Source organism: Spartinivicinus poritis, from assembly GCF_028858535.1.
GTDB classification, from domain to species: Bacteria; Pseudomonadota; Gammaproteobacteria; order Pseudomonadales; family Zooshikellaceae; genus Spartinivicinus; species Spartinivicinus poritis.
In genome coordinates this window covers 1-2,535 of sequence record NZ_JAPMOU010000133.1, presented here as the reverse complement: position 1 = coordinate 2,535, position 2,535 = coordinate 1, and the positions used below count along the sequence as shown (strand labels likewise).

At 43.8% G+C, this 2,535-nt stretch carries 4 protein-coding genes; 1 reads left to right on the top strand and 3 read right to left on the bottom strand.

Annotated features, from left to right (window positions below):
* Positions 1–167: 167 nt before the first annotated feature.
* On the top strand, positions 168–497 hold the full coding sequence (locus tag ORQ98_RS29295; protein WP_274692366.1) for a helix-turn-helix domain-containing protein: 330 nt from the start codon (positions 168–170) through the stop codon (positions 495–497).
* A 154-nt stretch (positions 498–651) separates the two neighbouring features.
* On the opposite strand, the gene ORQ98_RS29290 is transcribed toward ORQ98_RS29295, so the two are convergent.
* The 3 genes from ORQ98_RS29290 to ORQ98_RS29280 all read right to left on the bottom strand — a co-directional run bounded on the left by ORQ98_RS29290 (position 652) and on the right by ORQ98_RS29280 (position 2,460).
* Positions 652–1,071: a type II toxin-antitoxin system VapC family toxin gene (locus ORQ98_RS29290; RefSeq protein WP_274692365.1), complete on the bottom strand. Its 420-nt coding sequence runs from the start codon at positions 1,069–1,071 to the stop codon at positions 652–654.
* Positions 1,068–1,307: a type II toxin-antitoxin system prevent-host-death family antitoxin gene (locus ORQ98_RS29285; protein ID WP_274692364.1), complete on the bottom strand. Its 240-nt coding sequence runs from the start codon at positions 1,305–1,307 to the stop codon at positions 1,068–1,070. Before ORQ98_RS29285 ends, ORQ98_RS29290 begins: the two co-directional genes overlap by 4 nt.
* A gap of 127 nt (positions 1,308–1,434) precedes the next feature.
* Positions 1,435–2,460, bottom strand: coding sequence for a hypothetical protein (locus ORQ98_RS29280; protein ID WP_274692363.1), 1,026 nt, complete (start codon positions 2,458–2,460; stop codon positions 1,435–1,437).
* Positions 2,461–2,535: the final 75 nt, after the last annotated feature.

Sequence of the window (2,535 nt, the reverse complement as noted above, 5' to 3'; positions counted from 1 at the left end):
ACCTGGCTTTAATTGTTGTGTTCATAGCATGGAAAAATCTACCAATTAATTGAAACCATGTCTATGAATCACACACTCTAATCTAAAGCGGGACAAAATGACCCAATGGACGGCTACTCCTGTATAATACTGCATCGCGTTTAGGGTAGTTATATAAGGGTAGTACCATGGCAACGAGCTGCCTTTCTGGGTTGGCTGATTACGTCAAAGAAAATACTAAGCAGAGCTGTCGAAAAATGGCAGCGGTCTTCCAGTCCTCCAAAAGCAGCATACATCGCCGCTTGCAAAAGATTAAAAATCGCTCACAGTCACCGGGTGCCTCCTTCTTTGAATCAGAGGAAGGTCAGCAGTGGATGCTGCGGTTGGTAGTCGCTGCTATTTTTGTGTTTGGCATTATGGCTGGCGTAGGCGCTGAGCGGATCGCTCTCTTTTTTTCTTTGATTTATATCAGCCAACCCAGAAAGGCAGCTCGTTGCCATGGTACTACCCTTATATAACTACCCTAAACGCGATGCAGTATTATACAGGAGTAGCCGTCCATTGGGTCATTTTGTCCCGCTTTAGATTTAGAGGCTGTGTTGGCCAGCCTTGAACTGGCCATAACAGTGAGGGGCAATGCTAGGAGTGCTGAGCCTCCTAGCTATCAATAACTTAGCTTTCCCAGGGATTAAACAGCATTGCGCTGGTGTTCTCAAAATCTTGAATATTGCGTGTCATAACGTGTAAACCACTCCTAATGGCAGTTGCTGCTATCAAGCCATCCATTATGGGAATTGGTTTACCTTTGCGCTTGCCATCTGCTGTAAGTTCTCCCCAAATTCTCGCGGTTTCTGCATCTACGCTTAGTATTCTATCTGCAAATTGGCTTTCTAAAGAATTAAGCCAGTTCGATAACTCTTTTTTTCGCCTTCCCTCTTCCAGCAAAGAAACCCCTTTTGTAATTTCGCCAATGGAAATAGAGCTAATAAAAAGGTCTTTATTACTGCAGTTTGAAATGGCAAATTTTACATTGGGGTTGCAATCAGGCTTTCTTAACTCAGATAAAACACAAGTATCAAGCAAGAACCTCATAGCTCAATATCTCGCATCTCTGATTTATCTCGCTCAAGGTCTAAGCCTTCAAAGGATGGCCCATTCAGTAAGAAATTAACGAAGTTGCGTTGTTTGAAAGCTAGTTGTTCATACTCTGCTTGGGTCAGAACAACATAGGTTTCATCGCGCCGAACTATTTGTTGTGGGCCTTCAAGTGATGCCTGGTTGAGAACTTCACTGAACTTGTGTCTGGCCTCAGCTGCTTTCCATTCCATATAATCACCATTTGTACATTATGTACAATAACTATATATCATATGTACGTTTTGTACAATATTGTAATGCGTGGGAAGCAAAGCTAGTAATGAAGAGACAATAAACGTGACGGCGTCACGTTTATTGCTAGGCCGCCCGATAAAACAACTTAGTCTCTGCGTCTTGCACAACAAGCCCATCTCTCATTAACCAACGATAGTGCTTATCGACAGTTTTCTGACCAAGCTGGAAAGCCTTCATCATTTGCCTTTTATAGACACCCTCCCCTACTTCCATCTTACTAACGGCCTTCTTAACAACAGCATACTTTTCTAAAGCGGAAGCGCGCTTGATGTTGACCACATTGGATTCAGGCAACTGCAACTCTTGTTGTTTGGCTTCAACTGCTGGGGTGCCACTCTTTTCAGATTTCACTATCTCCAACTTGGGTGGCGTTGGTTTGGGTTTTTCCAGAGAGACACTCTTTTTCACCTTAGGCTTTCTAGGCTTTGGTGGGGTGTCACCCTCTTCCTTTTTAGCAACTTTGGTAATCTGTGGCTTTTTAACTAATGACGCTTTGAATTGGTTTTCCTCGCGGATTAGCTCAATAAAGAAGCTAGCGACTAGATCAAGCAATACAGCTAGCAGTATGAACACATATACCTGAACTGTAGCCTTGTCTTCTCCTACAGCTGTAGCGATAGCGCCCAATAGCGCAGTCATTGGCGTTTCATGGGCAACACCTACAGTATTGATCTTGTCTTGTAACTCAGCGGCTTGTTGGCGCAAAGCCTTGTTTTTGTCCTGCAAAGGCTGAGCAAAGTTCTTGATTCGGTTCAGTGAAATATACTTATCAATCGCCTTCTGATTTTCTGCAATCTCATCAAGTAGCAACTGTCGTTGTTCAATGAGTGACACTCTTTTTTGTTCTTGCTGAGCTATGTTTGCTTGCACTCGTTGAGTGTCACTCTGTAGCCCACCTATTGAACCCAAGATACTGGCAGTAGCCAGAGTGATAAATAAAAGAGTGGCACTCAGCGCACCAGCCCAATCTTTGCGCTGCTTGCGTCGGGCTATCTCAGGCAAGGCCATGAACTTGGCCAACTCAAACGCTAAAGCCAAGCCAGCAAACAACGCACTATAGTAGTTGTTCTCTGAAATGCTCCAGAACAAGGCTCTATATGGATTCCTGGGGGACTATGTTAGCAGGCAAAAAGCTGTATACTCGAGCATTCATAATGGATTATC